Annotated in this window: 19 protein-coding genes; 6 read left to right on the top strand and 13 right to left on the bottom strand. The window is 63.7% G+C overall.

The genetic code is table 11. The annotated features are described in order from the left end of the window. Nucleotides 1–201: 201 nt before the first annotated feature. The 12 genes from FDP25_RS05740 to FDP25_RS05685 form a co-directional block, all read right to left on the bottom strand. Nucleotides 202–798 (bottom strand): hypothetical protein, encoded by a 597-nt coding sequence (locus tag FDP25_RS05740; protein WP_246175770.1) that lies wholly within the window; start codon nucleotides 796–798, stop codon nucleotides 202–204. A 239-nt stretch (nucleotides 799–1,037) separates the two neighbouring features. Beyond that, a complete protein-coding gene (locus FDP25_RS05735) occupies nucleotides 1,038–1,520 on the bottom strand; it encodes an RNA pyrophosphohydrolase (RefSeq protein WP_154149785.1) in 483 nt (160 codons plus the stop codon). 53 nt (nucleotides 1,521–1,573) lie between these two features. Then, a complete protein-coding gene (locus FDP25_RS05730; protein ID WP_154149783.1) occupies nucleotides 1,574–2,626 on the bottom strand; it encodes an ABC transporter substrate-binding protein in 1,053 nt (350 codons plus the stop codon). Further along, entirely contained in the window at nucleotides 2,613–4,331 is a 1,719-nt protein-coding gene (locus FDP25_RS05725) for a chloride channel protein (protein WP_154149781.1), read from the bottom strand. Before FDP25_RS05725 ends, FDP25_RS05730 begins: the two co-directional genes overlap by 14 nt. Nucleotides 4,332–4,565: 234 nt before the next feature. Continuing rightward, a complete protein-coding gene (locus tag FDP25_RS05720) occupies nucleotides 4,566–5,906 on the bottom strand; it encodes a S41 family peptidase (protein WP_154149779.1) in 1,341 nt (446 codons plus the stop codon). A gap of 7 nt (nucleotides 5,907–5,913) precedes the next feature. Next, the gene (locus FDP25_RS05715; RefSeq protein WP_154153163.1) at nucleotides 5,914–7,056 is read right to left on the bottom strand and encodes a murein hydrolase activator EnvC family protein; all 1,143 of its coding nucleotides are present in this window, start codon (nucleotides 7,054–7,056) and stop codon (nucleotides 5,914–5,916) included. Then, nucleotides 7,053–8,570: a 2,3-bisphosphoglycerate-independent phosphoglycerate mutase gene (gene gpmI / locus FDP25_RS05710; protein ID WP_154149777.1), complete on the bottom strand. Its 1,518-nt coding sequence runs from the start codon at nucleotides 8,568–8,570 to the stop codon at nucleotides 7,053–7,055. The genes FDP25_RS05715 and gpmI overlap by 4 nt, the downstream gene beginning before the upstream one ends. Nucleotides 8,571–8,931: 361 nt before the next feature. Further along, complete coding sequence (locus FDP25_RS17380) at nucleotides 8,932–10,287, bottom strand: ATP-binding protein (protein ID WP_154149775.1); 1,356 nt, start codon at nucleotides 10,285–10,287, stop codon at nucleotides 8,932–8,934. Next, nucleotides 10,284–10,961 (bottom strand): response regulator, encoded by a 678-nt coding sequence (locus FDP25_RS05700; RefSeq protein WP_343031966.1) that lies wholly within the window; start codon nucleotides 10,959–10,961, stop codon nucleotides 10,284–10,286. The genes FDP25_RS17380 and FDP25_RS05700 overlap by 4 nt, the downstream gene beginning before the upstream one ends. Nucleotides 10,962–11,160: 199 nt before the next feature. Then, entirely contained in the window at nucleotides 11,161–11,997 is an 837-nt protein-coding gene (locus FDP25_RS05695) for a glycosyltransferase family 2 protein (protein ID WP_154149774.1), read from the bottom strand. Next, on the bottom strand, nucleotides 11,994–13,505 hold the full coding sequence (locus tag FDP25_RS05690) for an ArnT family glycosyltransferase (RefSeq protein WP_154149772.1): 1,512 nt from the start codon (nucleotides 13,503–13,505) through the stop codon (nucleotides 11,994–11,996). The genes FDP25_RS05695 and FDP25_RS05690 overlap by 4 nt, the downstream gene beginning before the upstream one ends. After that, entirely contained in the window at nucleotides 13,489–13,773 is a 285-nt protein-coding gene (locus tag FDP25_RS05685) for a lipid-A-disaccharide synthase N-terminal domain-containing protein (RefSeq protein ID WP_425500501.1), read from the bottom strand. The genes FDP25_RS05690 and FDP25_RS05685 overlap by 17 nt, the downstream gene beginning before the upstream one ends. A gap of 301 nt (nucleotides 13,774–14,074) precedes the next feature. Here FDP25_RS05685 and FDP25_RS05680 point away from each other — a divergent pair, with 301 nt between their 5' ends. Continuing rightward, the gene (locus FDP25_RS05680) at nucleotides 14,075–14,998 is read left to right on the top strand and encodes a sulfite exporter TauE/SafE family protein (protein WP_154149770.1); all 924 of its coding nucleotides are present in this window, start codon (nucleotides 14,075–14,077) and stop codon (nucleotides 14,996–14,998) included. A gap of 72 nt (nucleotides 14,999–15,070) precedes the next feature. Here the strand turns inward: FDP25_RS05680 and FDP25_RS05675 are convergent, their stop codons facing one another. Beyond that, nucleotides 15,071–15,994: a histone deacetylase family protein gene (locus tag FDP25_RS05675; RefSeq protein ID WP_154149768.1), complete on the bottom strand. Its 924-nt coding sequence runs from the start codon at nucleotides 15,992–15,994 to the stop codon at nucleotides 15,071–15,073. A 101-nt stretch (nucleotides 15,995–16,095) separates the two neighbouring features. Here FDP25_RS05675 and FDP25_RS05670 point away from each other — a divergent pair, with 101 nt between their 5' ends. The 5 genes from FDP25_RS05670 (at nucleotide 16,096) to FDP25_RS05650 (ending at nucleotide 21,437) form a co-directional block, all read left to right on the top strand. Further along, nucleotides 16,096–17,445, top strand: coding sequence for a mechanosensitive ion channel family protein (locus FDP25_RS05670; RefSeq protein WP_154149766.1), 1,350 nt, complete (start codon nucleotides 16,096–16,098; stop codon nucleotides 17,443–17,445). A gap of 68 nt (nucleotides 17,446–17,513) precedes the next feature. Beyond that, nucleotides 17,514–17,972: a ribosome silencing factor gene (gene rsfS, locus FDP25_RS05665; RefSeq protein WP_172982812.1), complete on the top strand. Its 459-nt coding sequence runs from the start codon at nucleotides 17,514–17,516 to the stop codon at nucleotides 17,970–17,972. Further along, nucleotides 17,973–18,443: a 23S rRNA (pseudouridine(1915)-N(3))-methyltransferase RlmH gene (rlmH, locus tag FDP25_RS05660; protein WP_154149763.1), complete on the top strand. Its 471-nt coding sequence runs from the start codon at nucleotides 17,973–17,975 to the stop codon at nucleotides 18,441–18,443. 182 nt (nucleotides 18,444–18,625) lie between these two features. Further along, nucleotides 18,626–19,648, top strand: a complete 1,023-nt coding sequence (locus FDP25_RS05655; protein ID WP_154149761.1) for an aspartate-semialdehyde dehydrogenase — start codon at nucleotides 18,626–18,628, stop codon at nucleotides 19,646–19,648. A 163-nt stretch (nucleotides 19,649–19,811) separates the two neighbouring features. Further along, nucleotides 19,812–21,437 (top strand): DUF4139 domain-containing protein, encoded by a 1,626-nt coding sequence (locus FDP25_RS05650; RefSeq protein WP_154149759.1) that lies wholly within the window; start codon nucleotides 19,812–19,814, stop codon nucleotides 21,435–21,437. The last annotated feature ends 8 nt before the right edge of the window (nucleotides 21,438–21,445 follow it).

Below are 21,445 nucleotides of genomic sequence, written 5' to 3'. Positions count from 1 at the left end.
TCGTACGAGTCGTACGTTTACCCCCCGAGTTTCGTACGAAAATCAGGGGGTGGCGAAAAAGTTTCGTACGAAACTCGGAAGGGGCGGGCCACCGCGCACCCCGATTTACCTTTTGGCAAGATTGTCCTGTCAGCGTGGCGATGTGAAGATTCGGCACCACCGAGGCAAAAGGGCATGGATATGATACGGCGATAAGGTTTTTCACGGCCGCGGGTGTTGCGGTTTGCAGGGACCACCCCGGAAACATTGTACCACTGTTTCAAGCGCCTGTTCGGACGGTTCGGCAAAGCCCATGCCGCCGCAGGCGTTGATGTCGAGTTGATAGCTGTTTCCGGTATCGGAACTGCCCGAGGTGCCGGCGCCCGATTGCCCATCGGTTCTGCGCAGGAAGGCGAGGTAGGGCGTGCCGGATTCGGCGCTGGCGCACCATGGCCCGAGGCATTGGACATTGAAGGTGATCGGGCGGGTGAAGGGCGCGACAAACCCTTTCCGCGTCAGCGCCTGACCTTCGAGCCGTGCGGGGATAAGGGTGTTCGGCGGTGTCTTCTGCTGGTTTTGCCAATCGGTTTTTGGCAGACGCGACTCATCGAAGGTCAGGGTGCCATGGACGACGATATAGGTATCGTCGGATTGGGCGGCCTGTTCGTAGGTCCGGGCGACATCATGGGGCAGGCAACTGAGCGCGTGGGCCGGGGCAAACGGCAGGCTGCATAGCGACAGGACGGCAAGCCCGGCGGCTGGCCGCAACCGGCCTTTTGACATCAACCCGCCCAGACGGCTTAGGGTAAACGCGGTCATTGCGTTGTGAAGGCGATGGAGAAAATCGCCATTTGGGAAAAGCGGATCGCGGAAGGTGGCGGTCTTACTCATAACAGGCTCTTAGACAATTGACACGGTCAGGATGCCACGGCGCGACAGGCAAGGAAAGCGGGGCGGCAAGAGCTTGCCAATTGAAGGGCATGCGATTTTGACCCGTACTCGGCGGCCCCGGCGAACGGCGCAACCGCCTTGGGCGCAGGACCCATTAGGGCCTGCGCCTAGAGCCGCGTTTCGAACTCGGTCAGAACGTGGTCATAGACCGCGCGTTTGAACGGCACGATCTGATCCAGCAGGTCCTTGGGGGCAATCCAGCGCCATTGGGAAAACTCGGGGTGCTCGGTTTCGATGTCGATGTCGCTGTCAGCCCCGTGAAACCGCAACAGGAACCACTTTTGCTCTTGCCCTTTGAAACGGCCCTTCCAGATGCGCGGCACGATGTCATGCGGCAAGTCATAGGGAACCCATTCGGTGGTTTCGGCCTCGACCGTCACCAGGTCGGATTTCACCCCGGTTTCTTCCCAAAGCTCACGCAGGGCGGCATCGCGCGGGTCCTCGCCCGGATCGACCCCGCCCTGGGGCATTTGCCATGCGGGTGCCTCGCTGTCGATGCGCTGCCCGGCAAAGACCTTGCCCGCCGTGTTCACAAGCATCACGCCCACGCAGGGGCGATAGGGCAGTTTGGCGATCTCTTCGGGTGTCATGGCGGCCTCGTGGATAGCATTCGCCCATTACATGCGGTGTGCCGTGCCCGGGGTCAACCACCCTTGCCATTATCGGCAAGCCATGCCTCGAAGCGGCGTTGCCGCAGGTTGGTGGTGTGGCTGTGCCAGAGGCTGTCGCGGACAAGATAGGTGGGCCCGTGTTGCGGCGCATTGGGCAGGTGGTCGCGCATCGGGATGCCGGTGCCCGGTTGAAGCCCGATGCGGGGCAGGGCGCTTTGCCGTGCGGGGCCGTATGGAATCCGCTCGGACAGGCGGGCCATGGTCTCGGGCCGGGTGGCGAACCGCAGGAAGGCGCGGGCGGCCTCGGGGGCATCGGTGGTTTTGGCGATGCCCCAGACCTCGTACCCGATGATGCGCCCGTGCCAGACCACGCTGAGCGGGTCGCCCGCCTGTTGCGCGGCGAAAAAGCGCCCGTTGTAGCCACTGGCCATGCTGGCGCGGCCGTCGGCCAGAATGCGGGGCGGGTCGGCGGCATCCTCCCACCAGATGATATGATCGCGGATCTGGTCGAGTTTGCGGAAGGCAAGGCGCAACCCACGATCGGTGCTGAGCAGGTCATAGACCTGCGCGGGGGGCACGCCCTCGGCCAGCAGGGCCCATTCGAGGATGTCGTCGGGGCTTTTGCGGATGGCGCGTTTGCCGGGAAAACGGGCGGTGTCGAAGAAATCGGCGATGCTGGTGGGCTTGATGCCGGGGAAGGCATCGGGGGCATAGGCCATGACCGTGGCAAAGACGTTTTGCGGTAGCGAGCAGCGGCGCAGTTTTGCCGGCGCGAAATCCGATGGCGCCTTGGTGAGGGCGGCATGGTCGAGCGGGGCAAGCAGCCCCGCGTCGCAGGCGGTGATCGCCGTGGGTTCAAGCATGTCGATCACGTCCCAGCCTTCGGCGTCTGCGCGGGCCTTGAGGGCGGTCAGGCTGCCGTCGTAGCGGGCGGTGGTGATCTCGATGCCGGTCTGTGCCGTGAAGGGGGCGAAGATCGCCGTGGTTTGCGCGGCCTCGTAGGCGCCGCCCCATGTGACGACGGTCAGCTCCTCGGCCTGTGCGGGCGTGGCGAGGAGGATCAGGAGGGCGCTAAAGAACCGCATTTTCTTCGCGCCTCAGGGATTGGGAGATGTCGAGGTAGGCTTCGATCACCGAGGCCTCGGAGACCACGCCGATGAGGGCCCCGGTTTCGCTGTTGACCACGGGGATGCCATCGCCGATGAACCCGCGCAGGGCCTGCATGGCATCGAGCACGGTGGTGGCTTCATTGAAGTGCAGGGCGGGTGGTATCAGGGTTTGGCCCCCCTGCGGCAGGACCCCGAGGAAGCGCCCCGCGGTGTCGGTGATATAGGCCTCGGACCATGGTGAGGCGGCGAGGCGGGCCTGGATGATCTCCGGTGGTTCGTTGTTTGTCGCGCGGATCATGTCGGTGGTCAGGCAGGTGGTGATGGGCATGGCCTCTAGTCGTGCCCGGTCGCGTCCTGCCGACAGGTCGGTGCCGCGCCGGGCCAGTTGCACGTCGAACAGCGAGCGGCCAAAGAACCGGTGCGCGATAAGGTTGGAAAAGACCACGGCGACCATGGCGGCGATGGTAATGTCATAGTTGCGGGTCAGTTCGAAGACGATGAGGATGGTGGTGAGCGGCGCGCCGATCACCGGGCTGGTCAGGGCCATCATCCCGCAGATGGCATAGACCGCGATGCCCGAGGTGGGCAGGAGCCCGGTGCCGTCCACGGCGGTCCAGAACAGCGCGCCGAAGAGGATCCCGATGAGGAGAGCGGGGCTGAAGACGCCCCCGGCGAAGCCGAAGCCGATGCAAAGCGCGGTCAGCGTGATCTTGGCCGCGACCAGCACCGCCAGTTCCCCCGCGCCGAAGGCCCCTTCGATGGTGGCAAAGCGCAGCGCCTCCTTGCCGATCCCCAGGACATCGGGCAGCCAGAGCGCCGTCAGGCCAAGTGCCATCCCCGCCACGGCAGGGCGCAGGACTGCGGGAAGGCGGCTTTGCGCGGCATGGGCCGCCACCCGCAGGATCAACCGCATGAAGACCATGGCCAGCGCGGCACACAGCAGGCCAAGGGCCCCGAAAAGCACGAACTCATAGCCATGTTGCACGCCTTCGAACTGCACCAGAAACAAGGCGGGCCGTTCGAAGACCACATTGGCCAGAACATAGCCGGTGACCGCCGCAACCGTGGTCGGTGCGAAGGCCTGCGTGGAGTAATGCCGCAAGACGACCTCATGGGCAAAGACCAGCCCCGCCACCGGCGCGTTGAAGGCCGTGGCGATGGCGGCAGCCACCCCGCAGGCCACACCGATCGCCGGCAGGTTCGGCACCCCCAGCCGCAGCCGCCGCACCAGCCCGCCCAGCATCGCGCCAAGGTAAACCATCGGCCCGTATTGCCCCACCGAGGCCCCGAACCCGAGCGATACCATCGCCGCCAGGGTCGAGGCCGCGCCGCTGCGCAGGTCGGGCAGGGGGCGCTCGAACTGAACCGCCTCGATCACGTCTGGCGGCCCCAAGACCCGGCCTGCCGACGATAAATACCTCCAGATCAGCGCCACGATCAGCCCCCCAAGCGCGGGGACGGCCACGGTGGCCACGGGCACCAGCATCCCGGCATCCTCGTATTGCACCCGTGCGCGCGGCGCGATCAGCAGAACATCGTTGAGCCACAAAACCGCATCGGTCAGACCGATGGCCGCAAGCGAGGCCGCCCCCCCGATGACAAGCGCGCAAAGCATCAAAACGATCGCGCGGCGGGCGGGCGAGGCCACGTCTGGCGGGGTGGAGGGTCGGTCAGGCACCATGCCGACACTCTTCCGCAAGTGCCGCGCCGGTGCAATGGTACAGGTCTTCATCTTTCGCCAAATACTCCCGCCGGAGGCATCCCACACCGGCCACCCGCACCAAGGCCCGTGCAGTGCGCCCCGCCCGCCGCAGGCGCCGAGGTTCCCGCCGAAGGCGGAAACCGAGATCACACCCCCCCAAACAAGAACGGCCCGCCGGATGGGGCGGGCCGTTGAAAAGAAGGACCTGAACGCTTACTCGGCGTCGCCGCTCAGCGTGGTGAGGCCCTTGAGGATGTCGATGGCATAGGCCAGTTGATAATCCTCTTCACGCAGCTTGGCGGCCTCCTCGGCACGGGCGCGTTCCTCTTCGATCTGGCGAATCTCGTCTTCGCTCAGGCTGTCGTTGTCGAGGCTGCCGCGCAGGTCGGCCTCGAAGCGGGTGCGGGGCGTTGTGCCCTCTTCCTCGTCTCCGCTTTCCGGCGCCCGGCGGGGTTGTTCGACCACGATGTCGGGCGAGACGCCCAGCGCCTGGATCGACCGGCCCGAGGGGGTGTAGTAGCGCGAGGTCGTCAGGCGCATCGCGCCATCGCCCCGCAGCGGCATCACCGTCTGGACAGAGCCCTTGCCGAAGCTCTTGGTGCCCACGACCACCGCGCGGCGGTGATCCTGAAGCGCCCCCGCCACGATTTCCGAGGCCGAGGCCGAGCCGCCGTTGATCAGCACGACCATGGGTTTGCCGTCGATCAGGTCGCCCTCGGTGGCGTTGAAGCGTTCACCGTCCTGCGGATCGCGTCCGCGGGTCGAGACGATTTCACCTTCATTCAGGAAAGCATCCGAGACCTTGATGGCCTGTGTCAGCAGCCCGCCGGGGTTGTTGCGCAGGTCAAGCACGATGCCATTGACGTTTTCCGCCCCGCCCGCGGCCTCGAACTCTTCTTTCAGGCCGTCGGCAAGGTTGTCATAGGTCTGGTCGTTGAAAGTGGTCACGCGCAGCACAACGGTTTGTTGTTCGGTGCGGGCCCGCACCGCCGTCAGCTTGATGGTGTCGCGGATGATCGACAGGTCGAAGGGTTCGGCCTCACCTTCGCGGACCACGGTGATGACGATTTCGCTGCCCACCGGGCCGCGCATCTTTTCAACCGCTTCGTCCAGTGTCAGGCCGAGAACACTTTCGCCATCGACATGAGTGATGAAATCGCCCGCTTCGACGCCGGCATCATCCGCCGGGGTTCCGTCGATGGGCGAGACCACTTTGACGAAACCGTCTTCCTGCGTGACCTCGATGCCCAGACCGCCGAATTCGCCGCGGGTTTGCACGCGCATGTCGGCGGCGTCTTGCGGGCTGAGGTAGCTGGAGTGCGGGTCAAGCGACGTGAGCATGCCGTTGATGGCCGCTTCGATCAGGTCGGCCTCGTCAACCTCTTCCACGTATTGCGAGCGAATCCGCTCGAAGATGTCGCCGAAAAGATCGAGCTGTTCGTAGACATTGGTTTGCTGTTTGGCTTCCTGCGCCAGCAGGGGGGCGGCCACCTGTGTGGTCACGACGATCCCGGCCAGTATACCGGCGGCGGCGGCCATCAGGAATTTCTTCATGGTGCGGTTATCCTTCGTCTGTCTTGAACCACTGGGCGGGGTCCACGGGTGAGTTGTTTTCTCGCACCTCTATATAGAGGGTTTCGCTATGTTCGGCACCCGTCTCTTGGAGAGAGGCGGATGAAATCAGGTCGGCATCGGGGGCCGTGCCGCCCATCAGGCCCACCGGGCTGCCGCCCGGCAGGACCTGTCCGGTGTCACCATAGACCACGTCAAGCCCGGCAAGCACCAGAAGAATCCCGGCTTGCGGTTCGAGGATGATCACGTTTCCGTAATCCAGGAGCGGTCCACGATAGCGGACGGTTGCGGGGGCCGGTGTGGTCACAAGGGCGCGGGGCCGTGTGGCCATGACGATGCCGGGCCGGGCGATGCCGGCGGCGTCCTGTTCGCCCGCGCGGCGCAGGATGCGGCCCTGGACGGGCAGAGGGAGGTGCCCCTTGCGATCCGCGATTCCCGGCAGGCTGCCCGGCGCTTCGTCCACGGCGATTTCGCTGAGGCCGCTGGCAAAGCCTTCGAGGGTTTCGGTCGAGGCGATCAGCAGCGCGGTTTTGACCGGGTCTTCGGTGAAGCGGCGCGGCAGGTCGGTGCGGTCGGCCACCGCCTGGCTCAGGGTTGTGCGGGCTTTTTGTGCGCCTTGCAAGCCCTTGGCCAGTGTGTCGGCGGCGGTTTCTTGCAGGCCGCGCAGGATGGCGACTTCGTTCAGTCGTTCGCGCAACTCGGTGGCGCGGGCGTTGAGGGCCGGGGTCACTTCGGTCAGGATCATGCCTGAGCGGGCGGTGCCCACGGGGCCGGACGGGTGCAGAAGCAGCACCGGCGCGGGCGTGTCGCCCATGGCCATCAGCACCCCCAGCAGGCGGGCCACGTCATCTTCGCGCGATTGCAATGCGCGGGTCAGGGTTTCTTCTCGGATGGCGGCCCGGCGCAGACCTTCACGCATGGCTTCCAGCCCGTCTTCGTAGGCGTGTACGGTTTCCGACAGGGCTTTCACGCGGTTGCGGGCGCCTTTGGCCTCGTCCAGCATCCGGCCCGCGCGGGACAGGCGTTCGGCGGCGGCGCGGGCGGCGTCCCCCGGGGCAGGTGCGCTCGCGGGGTCTTGCGCGGCCACGGCGCCAGCGATCAGGATCCCTGCAAGCGCGGCCAGCCCCCTCATGCGATCAGGCACTCGCCAGTCATTTCGGGCGGTTGCGGCAGGCCCATGAGGTGCAGAAGCGTCGGCGCGAGGTCGGCAAGGCGGCCGGGTTGGAGGGTTGCCCCCTCTGGCCCGCCCACGAGGATCACCGGCACCGGGTTGAGGGTATGGGCGGTATGCGGCCCGCCGGTTTCCGGGTCGATCATGGTTTCGCAATTGCCGTGGTCGGCGGTGACGATCATCGCGCCACCGGCTTTTTCCAGCGCGGTCAGCACCTTGCCAAGCCCTTGGTCCACGGCCTCGCAGGCGGCCATGGCGGCCTTGAGGTCGCCGGTGTGGCCGACCATGTCGGGGTTGGCGTAGTTGACCACGATCAGGTCGTAGCCGTCCTCGATGGCGCCGACGAAATGGTCGGTCACTTCGGGGGCGCTCATTTCCGGTTGCATGTCGTAGGTGGCGACCTTGGGGGAGGCGGCCATGTAGCGATCCTCGCCCGGTTCGGGGTCTTCCTTGCCGCCGTTCAGGAAGAAGGTGACATGTGGGTATTTCTCGGTTTCGGCGAGGTGGAACTGCCGTTTGCCCTGTTTCGCGACCCATTCGCCCAGCGTGTTGACGATGTCGCGCGCCGGAAAGACCGTTTCCATGTAGCGGTTGTGCCGGTCGGAGTATTCCACCATCCCCAGAAGCGCGGCCCAGCCGGGGCGTTGGCCTGTATCGAAGGCGTCGAAATCCGGGTCGCCTATGGCGCTGAGAATCTCGCGGGCGCGGTCGGCGCGGAAATTGAGGCAGAAGACCCCGTCGCCGTCCTTGGCGCCGTCGTAGTCGCCGATCACCGTGGCCGAGATGAATTCATCCGATTCCGAGCGGGCATAGGCGTTGGTGACGGCCGTGTGGGTATCCTTGGCGCGGATGCCCTGTCCGTGGATCATGGCCTCATAGGCCTCCTGCACGCGGTCCCAGCGGTTGTCGCGGTCCATGGCGAAGTAGCGGCCGGTGACTGTGGCCACGTGAGCGCCCTCGGGCAGGCCTTCCTGAAGGGTTTGGAAGAAGGGGCGCGCGGAACGGGGAAGCACATCGCGCCCATCGGTGATGGCATGCAGCGCCACGGGCACGCCCGCCTGCGAGATAGCCTTGGCCGCGGCGAGGATGTGGTTCAGGTGCCCATGCACCCCGCCGTCCGAGACCAGCCCCATCAAGTGCGCGGTGCCGCCGGTTTTTTTCAGTTTCGCAACAAAGGCTTGCAGGGCCTCGTTTTCGAAGAACGACCCGTCTTCGATCGCAAGGTCGATCTGGCCGAGGTCCATCGCCACCACGCGGCCCGCGCCGATATTGGTGTGGCCCACCTCGGAGTTGCCCATCTGCCCGCTTGGCAGGCCCACGTCGGGGCCATGGGTGATGAGGGTGGCATTCGGGCAGGTCTGCATGAGCCGGTCGAAATTCGGTGTCTGTGCAAGCGCGGGGGCGTTGGCCTCGGTCGTGTCCGACAGGCCCCAGCCATCAAGAATGCACAGGACAACGGGTTTCGGGGTACTCATGCTTTGCTCCTGCCTCGGGTTGCAGGGGTTCTAGCGCCTTGCGGCGGCGGGGTGAACCCCTTGCCGTCAGGTAATGTGGGGGTGCAGGGGCGCGTTTGAAACGATGATGGACGTGGTGACGCAGGGGGCAAATCCCCTGGGCTGGACGAATCGGGGGCAAACCCTTGGTTAAGAAGCAAAACCCGGTTCTGCATCGCGTCGGTTTGACGTCGGTATGACGTCGGTATGTATTGCGGGAGACTTGCGGGTTAACCGGGCGCACGGTGCGAAACGTACAAAACGTACGGGAGTTTCGTACGTGAGTTGCGACGTGCCGAAGGCGAAGACGGACAAGCGTCAGGCCATCGCCAGAGGGGCGCCTCTAAGCCTCTGGCAACTCAAGTGTGAAAACCGCACCGCCCCCCTTGCGGTCCTCGACCCGGCAGTGCCCGCCATGCGCCTGCATGACTGCCCAAACGATAGACAGGCCAATGCCCACGCCCCCTTCATGCGCGTTCGTTTTGCCGCGTTCGAAGCGATCGAAGATGACGGGTTTCATATCATCGGGAACACCGGGCCCACGATCATAGACACGCCAGCCGGGCGGCGAGGCGAGCACCTCGATTTCGATCTCGGTGCCTTCCGGCGAATGTGCCAATGCGTTCCTCACAAGGTTCCCGAGGGCAACGTTCAGCAAGCCGGCATGACCGATAGCGGGGGCTGTCCCGGCGCCTGTCACGGCAAGACTGCGGTTTTGACGCAGCGCGCGCAGGCTTTCTTCGGCGGCCAGATCAATGGCAATCCGGTTAAGATCAACGGTGGTCATGGCGCGTTCACCGGCGGCGTCGGCGCGGGCCAGTTCGATCAATTGCGAGAACAGCCGGTCAAGCCGTTCCAGATCTTCCAGAAGGTCGTTGCGCAGCGTGGTGTTTTCGACCAGTTCGATTGTCGAGCGCAGAACCGCAAGCGGTGTGCGCACCTCATGCGCGACGTTCGAAGAAAAATCGCGCTGAGCCTGATAGCCTTCTTCCAAACGGTCCAAGGCGGCGTTGACGCTGGCCACGAAAGGCGCAAATTCCGTTGGCAGGTCGGCCTTGCCCAGACGAATGTCAGGGGTGCCGGGGGCCACCGCTTTCAATTGTTCGGCGGTCTTGCGCAGGGGGGCTTGGATGCGACGGGCCGTTGCGATGGCCGCGGCCATAAGGATGACGGCCCCGAAGGCCAGCCATGCGACTTGCTCGCCGAGTTCGTAGAGTAGACTTTTGACCTGCCCCCAACCGGATTTGGGTGTTTCGGTGGACACCAGCACGGTCGTATCCTCGGGCCCCTGAACCGTCAGGGCCATGCGATTGTCGCCAAGCTTCAGGGGGGCGGACGTGGCTTGAGACAGCAGCCGTTGACGCGCGTCTTTTGGCATCTCTGCCAGTTCCCCGCCGACAACCGGTGTCATGTCGCGATCGAAGACCGTGTAACGGTAAACGCCCTTGTCTCCGCGAAACCGCAGGGCGCCGGATGTGAGGCCGAGGTCAGGGGCGTCGGTGCGGATCTGCTGTGCGATCTCTTGCGCCTCCTGACGTAAATCCAGGGCGGTCCGTTCCTGTAGGTGTTCGTAGAATTCCCAGGCAATGATGGATGTGGCCAGTATCACGCAGCCCAGAAGTGCCAGTGAAACATTCACGACAATCGACCGGAGCAACGAGCCGCGATCCCCGAAAATCCGTGTCAAAACGGGTGTCACGTTCCGTCGTCCTCCAGAACGTACCCGATGCCGCGGAGGGTTTCGATTTTCAGGGAGGCCCCGAGATCGGCGAGTTTCTTGCGAAGCCTGTGGGCGGCGACCTCGATGGCGTTCGGTGTCGGTTCGTCGTTGAAGCCATAGAGCGCATCGGCAATTGCGCTGCGCGACAGAACCCGGCCTTTGCGCCTTAGGAAAACTTCGAGAAGGTCCAGTTCACGGCGTGACAGCTTGATCTGTTTGCCGTCGATCCTGACGTCCCGTGCCACGGTATCAAGGGTCAGGTTGCCAGCCCGAAGGTGGAGCCCGAGAGCACCGCCCGGGCGGCGCAGGATGGCCCTGAGGCGGGCGATCAATTCCTCGACGGCGAAAGGTTTGACCAAGTAGTCGTCCGAACCGCCGTTGAGACCTGCGATACGGTCTTCCAGTGTATCGCGTGCAGTGCAGATCAACACAGGTATCTGTGGGCCTTGCCCGCGCAGCCGATCAAGGAGCGCCATGCCATCCGTATCGGGCAGGCCAAGATCGAGGATAGCGGCATCGTATTCGAAGCTGGCGACGGCATGGAGCGCATCGGCCGCCGTCGTGACGCAATCAACCACGAAATCGCTTTGGCGCAGGAGGGCGGCGGTATTCTGTGCCAGTTTCTGGTTATCCTCGATATAGAGTATCCGCACGGCGCGCCTGTCTCCTGACCGGGGCGGATCGAGATGTCCGGCCCCCATTGTTTCAGCCCGACCGGAAGTCTCCGGGTCTGGGGCCGTGTCAGTATCAGATAGTGTGGCGCCGGTCACAAGACCACCCTGATCACTGTCGGGCGGCGCTTGGCGGCTTGTGTGGGGCGGTGTGTTCATCGGCTCTTTCCAAGGGCAGTGTTCACGAAGAGTGCGCCGAGTCTGGGTTGTTTGCGGCGATGGGGATTGCGTTCTGACGGTCCGGTGCCGATTCCTGGGGGCGGGTATCGCATTCCGGGCTGTGGCTTTGGGATGCCCACCAGCAGCCATAATGTATGCGTTTCGGAGACCGCCAAATCAGCCAGGCCACGCCCAACAGGTCGGGAAGCCCGGCCAGACCGCGTTGCCAATTGGTATAATGTGACTGCCCGCTTGCACGGGGCGCGTGGGAGACCGGCATGGTGACAACCTCCCATCCGTCCCGTTTCATGAGAGCGGGCATGAACCGGTGCAGGTGTTGGAACCAAGGCAGGTCCAGATAGGCCTGTCGCCAGAAAACCCGGAGCGCACAGCCGGAATCCTTGCACCCGTCGCGCAGGAGTGCCCCCCGGATCGCATTGGCCGAGCGGGAGGCGAGGCGTTTGGACAGGCTGTCCCTGCGTTTTGCGCGCAACCCTTGGATCATGCCGACCGATGGCGGGGACGCCTGGAAGGTGGCGATCATCGGGCGCAGGTTTTCCGGTGGATTCTGGCCGTCGCCATCCAGGGTTGCGATAATCGGCGCGCGTGCCATTCGGATGCCGGTGCGCAGCGCGGCGGATTGCCCCAAGGCGTGTGAATGCGTCACGATTCTCAGCTGGGGCCAGTCACGCGCCAAGCTGCCGAGCAGTTGTGCGGTTTCATCGGTCGAGCCATCATTCACGACAAGCACTTCGGCGTCGAGATCACGGGCCAGCTTGCGTAAGCCGTTCAAGAGGGTCGGCAGGTTGCCGGCCTCGTTATGGGCCGGGACGACGAAGGCGATTTGCGGTGCTGTCATGGTTTGTCCTTGGTGGACCAGAGGGCCCAGTTCTCGTTGCGGTAATAGATGGTTTCGGCCGGGGGCCATGAGGGCATGGGCGCGCGTTCGGGCTGTCCCAGGATCACCCCCTTGGGGTCGCTCTTGGCGAAACGCTCGATGTCCTCGGGCGTCGTCAGCAGTTTGAACGGGTGTTGCAGGCGTCCGGCGAAATGGAAGTCGGCGTGATAGACGCTGGAGATCATGGCGATGTGGCCGTCTGCGGGGGCCAGGCGTTGGGCCAGACGGGCAGGTGACATGATGTCACCTGCCGGACCCAGGGTGTAGCACAGGTGCAGCGCGGTGATGGCCGCTGGCCCCGCGAGCATCGTCAAACCGGGCCGTAGCGCGATGACCCCCGCCACGGCCAGTAGGGGAATGGCGACGGTGATGGCGATGGGCCATGTCAGAAGCAGCGCGGCCTCGTCCCCTGCAACACCGAAGGCCAGCAGGCAGAACGCGATCGCAAGCACGATCAGAATGCTGGCGGGAATCCAGCCATGCCGGATGCGATCCGGCCAGCGCCGCGCAAGGAGTATGGCAATCCAGGGAAGCTGCGGCACGAGATAGTGCAACTGTTTCCCACTGATAAGGCTGAAGATCAGCAAAGGCCCCAGAGTGGCGATCCAGAGCAGCCGCTCGGGGGCATCCAGCGGCAGGCGTTTCCAGAAGCCCGGAAGCCACCCCCATGGAAAAAGCAAGACCGGAAGCAGCGGCAGGTAGTACCAGACCGGATGGGCATGGGCGAAACTCGAAACGGTGCGCCCGGCTGTTTGTGTCCAGAGCACGGCCTCGCGGTAGTCGGCCCCCCCCAGAACAAGCGCGGGAAGCAGCCAGAGGCCGACCAGGCCGATGCAGGCCGCCAGTGCCACGGCCACGCCCGGGACGACGCGCGGGGTGCGGGGCGCCCACAGCCACAGGCCCGCGAGGGGCGGCAGGACATGCACGAAAACGACGGGCCCTTTGCTCATGACACCGAGCGCCAATGCGGCGCCGAACAGTGCCCATTGACCAGTCTTGAATGTCTGATCTTGCGCAATGCGCCAGAGCTGCCAAACGGCCAAAACGACGGACAGGGCCAGCATCGTGTCAAAGCCGGTTTCGCCTCCGTAAAACAGAAATGCGGCGCCTGTCGTCAAGATCAGCATGGCAGCCGTGCCGGTGTCGCGGCCCAGGCCCATTGCGTCGCTCACCCGGCCGGTTGCCCACAGGGTCGCGACGGAAAAGGCGGGGGCCACGAGACGTGCTGCCGTTTCACTCACTCCTGGAAGCCAGACGAGATTCATCAGCCAGAAAAGCAGCGGGGGCTTGTGATCATAGGGGGTGCCATTCTTGAAGGGGACCAGCCAGTGATCGCCAAGCCGCATTTCCCATGCCACGGACAGATAACGGGTCTCGTCTATCGGCATCATCGGGCGCAAAAGCACGCCCGACACCATCAGGAGCGTGAAGCCGACGAGAATGTAAAACCTGTCAGGACGCGGCATCATTGAGCCGCGCACGAGAGATGAGAACGAGATTTCGCAGATAGACGATGAGACCAAGCGATTGCCCCATGATGAAAACGGGGTCCTGCCGCCATATCGCGTAGGTCAGAAGCGTGACGCCGCCCGCCAGTGATATCCACCAGAAAACGATCGGCATGACAGAGGCCCCAGCGCGTTCAGATGCGATCCACTGCACCAAGAACCGCGAGGCGAAGAGTAGCTGCCCGGCAAATCCGAGCAACAGCATCGGGGGCAATGAGAGGGTGTTCAAAGGGTCTGCTCCGTGTTCTATTCCGCGCGAGCGTGCAGAAGGCCATGCCGCGCGAGACAGACCAGAAGCAGCCCTTGCTTACAGGATGCTTACAGGTTGTAAGTGGAGCCGCATTGGGATGTGATGAGCGAACTGTTGCTTACGGCACGACAAGGCCCGCGCCCCGAGGGAGGGGGCAGGCGCGGACAACATGCCATCGCAGGGCATCGGGGCGGCGGGCCGGATTTGCCGGTGCCGTGGCTTGCATCCTGCGTGTCTTGGGCGTAGAGGCCGGATAAACGCAATATCCCAAGTCAGCGCCATGCAACTGTACCTGCCAATAGCCGAAGTCTCTGTGAACGGGCCTCTTCTGCTGTCTGTCGGGCTGGTTGTCGGGCTGTTGTCGGGGATGTTCGGCGTCGGGGGCGGGTTCCTGATCACGCCGCTTTTGTTCTTTATCGGTATTCCGCCCGCCGTTGCCGTTGCCACTTCGGCCAACCAGATCGTTGCCTCGTCCTTTTCGGCCATCCTTGCGCACCTGCGGCGCGGGACGGTGGATTTTCCCATGGGGTTCGCGTTGATGTGCGGCGGGCTGGCCGGATCGACCGTGGGGGTATATGTCTTCAACCTCTTGCGGCAGCTCGGGCAGGTGGATCTGCTGGTCAACCTGTTCTACGTGGTCTTTCTGGGCCTGATCGGCGCGTTGATGTTCATCGAAAGCCTGAACGCTATCCGTCGGGCCAAGATGCAGGGCCCGAAACCGAAAGTCAGGCGCACGCGCCGCGATTGGGTTCATGCCATGCCGCTGCGGGTCAGGTTTCGCACGTCGAAATTGTATATTTCGGTTTTCCCGCCGTTGATCGTCGGGTTTTTCGTGGGGGTGCTTTCCGCGATCATGGGGGTCGGTGGCGGCTTTGTGATCGTGCCGGCGATGATTTACATCCTTGGTATGCCGACAAAGGTCGTGGTGGGCACGTCGCTTTTCCAGATCCTTTTCGTTTCGGCCTATACCACGATGATGCATGCCTACAGCAGTCATACCGTGGACACGGTTCTGGCTGTTTTGCTGATTGTCGGCGGTGTGATCGGGGCGCAGATCGGATCAAGGATCGGGTTGTTGCTGAAGGCCGAGCAGGTGCGAATTCTGCTTGCCACGCTGGTTCTGGCGGTATGCCTCAAGCTGGGGTTCGACATGGTTCTGGAACCGGTCGAGGTGTATTCGGTGGCCGGTGCGCGGGGCATCTGAGCCGTCCTGACCGTGGTGTCTTTCTGTGAAGTTGATCCTGAAACGCACGCGCGGCGCGTTTCAGGCCGGAATTTACCCGCGCGCGATCAGCACATCCACATGCGCCGCCGCGCTGGAGGCCAGCGCGTCAAGGTCGTAGCCGCCTTCGAGGACAGAGACGACGCGCCCCTGACAGTGCTTGTCGGTGATGTCGCAGAGACGGTTCGTGACCCATGCAAAATCATCCTCAAGCAGGTTGAGTTGTGCCAGCGGGTCGTCGCGGTGGGCGTCGAACCCGGCCGAGATGATGAGAAGTTCGGGCGCGAAGGCGCCGAGGCGGGGGAAAACCCGTTCCTCATAGGTGGCGCGGAAGGTTTCGCCATCGGTCATCGGGTCGAGGGGCACGTTGATCACGTTGTCATGCGCGCCGATTTCGCTGGACCGGCCAGTGCCGGGCCAGAGCGGGAATTGGTGCGAGGAAACAAAGAGCGTGCGCGCCTCGTCCCAGAGCAAATCCTGCGTGCCGTTGCCGTGGTGGACGTCGAAATCCACAACCGCCACACGTGACAATCCATGGCGTTCCAGAGCGTGTTTGGCGGCGATCGCCACGGTGCCGAAAAGGCAAAAGCCCATGGTCTTTTGCGTCTCGGCGTGGTGGCCGGGCGGGCGCATGGCGCAAAAGGCGTTTTGCGTATCGCCTGCAAGTACAAGATCGGTGGCGCGCAGGGCGGCCCCCACCCCGCGCAGGGCGGCATTGACCGAGCCGGGAGACATCCATGTATCGGCGTCCAGTTGAATGATCCCCTCGGACGGCTCGGAGGATTTGATGTGGTCGATATGTGCTTGGGGATGCGTAAGACGCAGGTCGTCTTCGGTGGCAAGCGGGGCTTCTTCGTGGGTCAGATCCTTGCCGGCAAGCGCGGCCCGGACCCGTTCCAGCCGGGCCACCTGTTCGGGGTGGCCGGGGGGCGTGACATGCTTGAGGCCATCGTCATGGGTCAGAAGGGTGGTCGTCATGGGGATCTCCGGGTCATTCGTCGAGCGACAGGATGAACGCGGGCGCGGGGGAATGTCCAGACGGTGCTTGTTGACGGGCGCGGGGCGTGTAATCTGGACTCATGGAAGAAGACGTCAAACGGGACGGCCTGTCACGGGCCATACCGCAGGATACCCAGGAGATCGCGCTGGGCCTGTGGGAGCATGTCGAGACTTTCGCGATGGGCCTGTTGCGGCCGTGGAACGCCTATCAGGTGGCGATCGCGGTGGGCGTCTTTGTCTTTGCCGCGCTTCTGGCCAAGCTGCTGGCGCCGCGGTTTCACGATTGGATGCGCGGGCGCGAGGGCTGGCCCAAGTGGCGGATGCGCTTTCTGGTGATGATCCATCGGCGGATGCGGCTGATCCTGTTCGTGGCGATGATCTGGCCGGTGGTCTGGGTCATGCAGGCCACGACTTGGCCGTCTCGGTCCTACCTGTTGGAGGTGTTGGCGAGCCTTGCCTTGGCGTGGCTGCTGATCACGGTGGTCACGCGGTTCATCGTCAACGGTTTCTTGCGCAGCCTGGTGCGCTATGCCGCCTGGACATGGGTGACACTGAGCATTCTGGGGCTGACGGACGAAGCCGAGCGGCTTCTGGACAGCGCGGCGGTGAGCATCGGGGATATGCGCCTGTCGGTCTGGATGGTGGCGCAGGCGGTGGTGATTGTCGCCGCCTTGATGTTCGCGGCGCGATTCGTGTCGAAAACCACGGCGTCGCGCATCCGCAGCAATGACGAGATTTCGCCATCGATGCAGGTTTTGGCGGTGAAGTTCATGCAGCTTTTGCTGTATGGTGCGGCGTTTTTTATCGGCTTGCGGGCCGTTGGCGTGGACCTGACGGGGCTTGCGGTGCTGTCCGGCGCGATCGGTGTGGGCCTTGGCTTTGGCCTGCAAAAGGTGGTGTCGAACCTTGTGTCGGGGGTGATCCTGTTGCTGGATCGGTCGATCAAGCCGGGCGATGTGATCAGCCTTGGCGAGACCTTCGGTTGGATCAACAGCCTTGGGGCGCGGTACGTGTCGATCACCACCCGCGACGGGCGCGAGTACCTGATCCCGAACGAGGACCTGATCACCGGGCAGGTGGTCAACTGGTCCCATTCCAACGATTACGTGCGGTTGGATATTTATTTCGGGACGGCCTATGGCGACGATCCGCACAAGGTGCGAGCGCTGGCCATCGAGGCGGCCAAGAGCGTGGACCGGGTATTGGAGTTCAAGCCGCCCGTCTGCCATATCGTGGGCTTTGGCGACAGCAGCGTGGATTATATCCTGCGGTTCTGGATCAGTGACCCGACGGGCGGCCTGACCAATATTCGCGGCAATGTCTATCTGGCGTTATGGGACAAGTTTCAGGAGAATGACATCTCCATCCCATTCCCGCAGCGCGAGGTGCGGATGTTGGGGGATGCGGCAGATGGGGCACAGGGCATCTGAGCCTGCGCAGGGCTTTGTTGAAATGGCGGGCTTCAATTGCTACCTTATAAGTATGCCCGGCGCCGGGGCTGAGCGGCGCTTTTGCGAAGGAGGACAATGTCCTGTCTTTTACGGCTGACGCGGCACAGGCCGCCGAACAGGGGGCGCCCGTGATGGCGCCCGGCACAGGCGCGAATAGCGAGGCACAGCTTGCGCGCATCCTGAAATCCCTTGACGACGACAAGGCCGAGGACATCGTGCAGGTTGACCTGCGCGGCAAATCGGCGATGGGCGATTACATGGTGATCTGCTCGGGACGGTCGTCGCGGCAGGTCACGGCGATTGCCGAGAAACTGGCCGATGCTCTGAAGCAGGAATACGGAATCCTGTCGAAGATCGAGGGCAAGGAGGCGGGCGATTGGGTGCTGATCGACACGGGCGATGTGATTGTCCATGTCTTCCGCCCCGAAGTTCGCGATTTCTATCAGCTTGAGAAGATGTGGCTTTCCGGCGGTGCGACTTCCCCGGAGCCAGTCACCGAGAGCTGAATGAAGGTGCATATCTGCGCAGTGGGCCGGTTGCGTGCCGGCCCTGAACGCGCATTGATCGACGATTACCTGACCCGATTTGACAAGACGGGCCGAGCCTTGGGGCTTGGCCCTGTTTCCGTGCATGAGGTCGAGGACAAGAAGGGCGGCGGCATGGCGGCCGAGGCCGTACTGTTGGAGCGGGCGATTCCCAAGGGCGCGGTTCTGGTGGTCATGGATGAGCGGGGCAAGGTGATCCCCTCGCCGCAGTTTGCCGACAAGCTGGGTGCCTGGCGCGACGAGGGGCGGGGCGATCTGGCCTTTGTCATCGGCGGTGCGGACGGGGTGGACCCGGCCCTGCGCGCCAAGGCGGATTTCAAGCTGTCCTTCGGCGCGATGGTCTGGCCGCATATGCTGGCGCGTGTGATGCTGTCGGAGCAGCTTTATCGGGCGGCTTCGATTTTGGCGGGGAGCCCGTATCACAGGGTGTGATGCTGTCCATTTCGTAAATCCGCTTTAGAGCGTTTCAGGCTCAAAGGAGGGCGCATTCGCTGTCTCTCGCCTTTGGCTCGAACGCGATTGCGCCCGCACAAGACTCATTGATCCCCGAAAACGCTTTAAATCAATGCTGCGCTGCGGTATGACCCGGCCACTTTTGGAAACGGAGAACTCAGATGGGTTATAAGGTCGTCGTCGTGGGTGCCACGGGCAACGTGGGCCGCGAAATGCTGAACATTCTGGCCGAGCGCCAGTTCCCTGTGGACGAGATTGCCGTGCTGGCAAGCCGCCGCAGCCTCGGAACCGAGGTGAGCTTTGGTGACACCACCCTGAAAACCGAAGATCTGGACACGTTTGATTTCACCGGGTGGGACATGGCGCTGTTCGCCATCGGCTCGGACGCCACGAAGAAATACGCACCCAAGGCCGCCAGCCAAGGCTGTGTCGTGATCGATAACAGCTCGCTTTACCGCTATGATCCGGACGTGCCCTTGGTGGTTCCGGAGTGCAACCCCGAGGCGGTGGATGGCTATGCCAAGAAGAACATCATTGCCAACCCCAACTGTTCGACCGCGCAAATGGTCGTGGCCCTCAAGCCGCTGCACGATCGCGCGACGATCAAGCGGGTCGTAGTGAGCACATACCAGTCGGTCTCGGGCTCGGGGAAAGAGGCGATTGACGAGCTGTGGGACCAGACCAAGGCGGTGTACAATCCGACCGATGAGTATGAGGCCAAGGTGTACCCCAAGCAGATCGCCTTCAACGTGATTCCGCATATCGATGTTTTCCTTGAGGACGGGTCGACCAAGGAAGAGTGGAAGATGGTCGCCGAGACCAAGAAGATCATCGACCCGGCGATCAAGGTCACCGCAACCTGCGTGCGTGTGCCGGTGTTCGTGGGGCACTCGGAAGCCGTCAATATCGAGTTCGAGGATCATCTGGACGAGGAAGAGGCGCGCCACATCCTGCGTGAGGCGCCCGGCATCATGGTGATCGACAAGCGCGAGGACGGTGGATACGTCACGCCGGTGGAATGCGTCGGCGATTTTGCCACCTTCATCAGCCGTATCCGGCAGGACAGCACCATCGACAATGGTATCAACCTGTGGTGCGTGTCGGACAACCTGCGCAAGGGCGCGGCCCTGAACGCGGTGCAGATTGCCGAGACGCTGGGCAAGCGGGTGTTGCAGAAAGGCTGAGCGCTTTTTTGAAGAGTCTTTTGAACGGCGGGCGCGGGGAACTGCGCCCGCCGTTTTGCGTTCCGCGTCGGCGGGGAATTGCCGTGTTCCGCGACATGCGGCTTGCCAAGCGGTGGGGGCTCTGCCCAAGTAGAACGGTGAGTTTACTGTCAGGAGGCCCGGCATGCGTTTTACCTATCCCCTTGTTTTCATGGCATTGCCGGTGGCGGCATGGGCCGAGGACATCCCCCTTCAAAGCGAGGTGAGTGCGGTCACGCTGTACCCGCAAGGGGCTACCGTGGTGCGTGAGGTGGAGTTCAGCACGCCCGCCGGGCGGCATGACTTGATCCTGACGGATTTGCCCAAAGGCACGCCCTTGGCGGCTGTGCGCGTCAGTGTCGACGGTGCAGTGATGGGGAGTGTCACGGCGCGCGATGATTTCGTGCCGCCGCGTGACCCGGATATGAGCGCCGCGCGCGAGGCGGCCCGCGCCGAGGTGGAGCGGCTGGAGGCCGCGTTGCGCGATGGCGAGGCCGATGTGCGGGCGATCCAGTTGGAGGTGCAGGCGGCCAAGGCGCGGGTGGCGTTCCTGGAGCGGTTGGGCCAGGGCGAGGCCGTGGCCGGCATGAATACAACCGATCTGCGCGATCTGGTGGGGATGATCGGCGACGAAAGCCTGTCGGCGATGCGCGCGGCCCATGAGGCCGAGCGCCGGGCCGGGGAGGCGGACCGTGCCCTCAAGGACCTGCGCAAGGAGTTGGAGGCCGCGCGCGCGGCCCTGCGCGCCTTGGTGCCCGAGAAAGAGGCGCGCGCGATGCTGGCCGTGGCCGTTTCCAGTGAGGAGGCCACGGAAGGCACGGTGCGGGTCAGCTACACCATCCGCGAGGCTGGCTGGACGCCGGTCTATGACCTGCATCTGGCACGCGAGTCGGGCGATTTGCGGATCGAACGCGGCGCCTTCGTGCGGCAGAGCACGGGCGAGAACTGGAGTGATGTGGCGATGACGCTCTCCACGGTGCGCCCGTCTGAGCAGGTGGCCCCGAGCGAGGTGTTCCCGTGGTTGCGGCGGGTCTTCGACCCCGAGAAAATCCGGCCCAAACCGTTGATGCGGAGCGAGGCCGACGCGATGGTCGGGATGGCGGCACCACAGGCCGAGCCGATGCCGGTGGAGGCCGCGCAGGCGACTTTCGATGGTCTGGCGGTGACCTACGATTACCCCGGTAATGTCTCCGTGGCCACGGGTGCGGACCGTGTGCGGCTGGCGCTGGGTACGCTTGAAACGCAGGCGCAGGTCGAGGCGCGGGCCGTGCCGTTGCATGATCCGAGCGCCTTCCTGATGGCGCGGGTCGAGAATGACATGGATGAATTGATCCTGCCCACGGGCGAGGCGATATTCTATCTGGATGGGCGTTTCATCGGCAAACAGTTCCTTGAGATGATCCCGGCAGGCGGCGAGGCAGATTTGTCGTTCGGTCCCATCGACGGGTTGCGCCTGACGCGGACGGTTCTGGGCCGTGAGGAAGGGCAGCGCGGCGTCATTACCCGCTCAAGCGATTTGACCGAAACGGTGAAGATCGAGGTGGAAAACCTGACCGGGCAGGCGTGGCCGCTGCGGGTTCTGGACCGGGTCCCCTATTCCGAACAGGAAGAGCTGGAGGTGGAATGGGAGGCTACGCCGCAAGCGAGCGAAGTGGACGTGGACGGCAAACGCGGGGTGCTGGCGTGGTCCTTTGATATAGGCGCAGGGGAGACCCGCGAGATCGGGTTGGACTATGACCTGCAATGGCCCGAGGGAAAGGTTTTGCGGTAAGGGGCATG

It is taken from the genome of Roseovarius bejariae, from assembly GCF_009669325.1.
GTDB classification, from domain to species: Bacteria; Pseudomonadota; Alphaproteobacteria; order Rhodobacterales; family Rhodobacteraceae; genus Roseovarius; species Roseovarius bejariae.
The sequence above is the reverse complement of the archived record's forward strand: the minus strand, read 5'-3'. Positions and strand labels throughout refer to the sequence as shown.

Excerpts from the sequence above, each read along its gene's own strand:
- FDP25_RS05725 (WP_154149781.1), bottom strand. The coding sequence starts at position 4,331 with ATGGTGCCTGACCGACCCTCCACCCCGCCAGACGTGGCCTCGCCCGCC.
- FDP25_RS05670 (WP_154149766.1), top strand. The coding sequence starts at position 16,096 with ATGGAAGAAGACGTCAAACGGGACGGCCTGTCACGGGCCATACCGCAG.
- FDP25_RS05690 (WP_154149772.1), bottom strand. The coding sequence starts at position 13,505 with ATGATGCCGCGTCCTGACAGGTTTTACATTCTCGTCGGCTTCACGCTC.
- FDP25_RS05740 (WP_246175770.1), bottom strand. The coding sequence starts at position 798 with ATGACCGCGTTTACCCTAAGCCGTCTGGGCGGGTTGATGTCAAAAGGC.
- FDP25_RS05715 (WP_154153163.1), bottom strand. The coding sequence starts at position 7,056 with ATGAGGGGGCTGGCCGCGCTTGCAGGGATCCTGATCGCTGGCGCCGTG.
- FDP25_RS05655 (WP_154149761.1), top strand. The coding sequence starts at position 18,626 with ATGGGTTATAAGGTCGTCGTCGTGGGTGCCACGGGCAACGTGGGCCGC.
- FDP25_RS05735 (WP_154149785.1), bottom strand. The coding sequence starts at position 1,520 with ATGACACCCGAAGAGATCGCCAAACTGCCCTATCGCCCCTGCGTGGGC.
- FDP25_RS05730 (WP_154149783.1), bottom strand. The coding sequence starts at position 2,626 with ATGCGGTTCTTTAGCGCCCTCCTGATCCTCCTCGCCACGCCCGCACAG.
- FDP25_RS05680 (WP_154149770.1), top strand. The coding sequence starts at position 14,075 with ATGCAACTGTACCTGCCAATAGCCGAAGTCTCTGTGAACGGGCCTCTT.
- FDP25_RS05675 (WP_154149768.1), bottom strand. The coding sequence starts at position 15,994 with ATGACGACCACCCTTCTGACCCATGACGATGGCCTCAAGCATGTCACG.
- gpmI (WP_154149777.1), bottom strand. The coding sequence starts at position 8,570 with ATGAGTACCCCGAAACCCGTTGTCCTGTGCATTCTTGATGGCTGGGGC.
- FDP25_RS05720 (WP_154149779.1), bottom strand. The coding sequence starts at position 5,906 with ATGAAGAAATTCCTGATGGCCGCCGCCGCCGGTATACTGGCCGGGATC.
- FDP25_RS05650 (WP_154149759.1), top strand. The coding sequence starts at position 19,812 with ATGCGTTTTACCTATCCCCTTGTTTTCATGGCATTGCCGGTGGCGGCA.
- rlmH (WP_154149763.1), top strand. The coding sequence starts at position 17,973 with ATGAAGGTGCATATCTGCGCAGTGGGCCGGTTGCGTGCCGGCCCTGAA.
- FDP25_RS05695 (WP_154149774.1), bottom strand. The coding sequence starts at position 11,997 with ATGACAGCACCGCAAATCGCCTTCGTCGTCCCGGCCCATAACGAGGCC.